This window comes from Erythrobacter sp., assembly GCF_038133525.1.
Classification (GTDB): Bacteria; Pseudomonadota; Alphaproteobacteria; order Sphingomonadales; family Sphingomonadaceae; genus Qipengyuania.
In genome coordinates, this window is sequence record NZ_JAYPTL010000004.1 from 7,063 (window position 1) to 7,437 (window position 375).

The 375-nt window shown below is 56.5% G+C and carries 1 protein-coding gene; it reads right to left on the reverse strand.

Annotated features, from left to right (window positions below; all coding sequences use genetic code 11):
* Positions 1-79 precede the first annotated feature (79 nt).
* A partial coding sequence (locus AAFM29_RS01715) for a hypothetical protein (protein WP_341711091.1) occupies positions 80-375 on the reverse strand: 296 nt, incomplete at its 5' end.

Consider the following 375-nt stretch of genomic DNA (forward strand, 5'->3'; position numbering starts at 1 on the left):
ACCCAAAACGAAGAGAGCCGACTCGCAAAAGACGAGCCGGCTCTCTTCGCAAGATTACCCGATAGTTAGGGGCTGGATCTTACTGCCCCGCCTTGTAACGAGTGTTCTGAACACGTTCGATGTCTCGGCGATCGGCGGCCCGTTCAGCCTCCCACTGCCGACGGGTTTGGCAACGCTTGGTTGAACCCAAACGCGAGCCAAGAATTTTTTCGGATCGGCACACGACCTTATCGAGATCCGGATCTTCCTTCTCACCTTCCACAGCAGCATCCTGACCCGTCGCTGCCGTGTCGTCCGCGGCGGGTTGTGAATCCTGCGCGACAACTGGGGCGGAAACAACAAGCAAAGCTATGGCCGAAGAAGCAAGAATTCTCA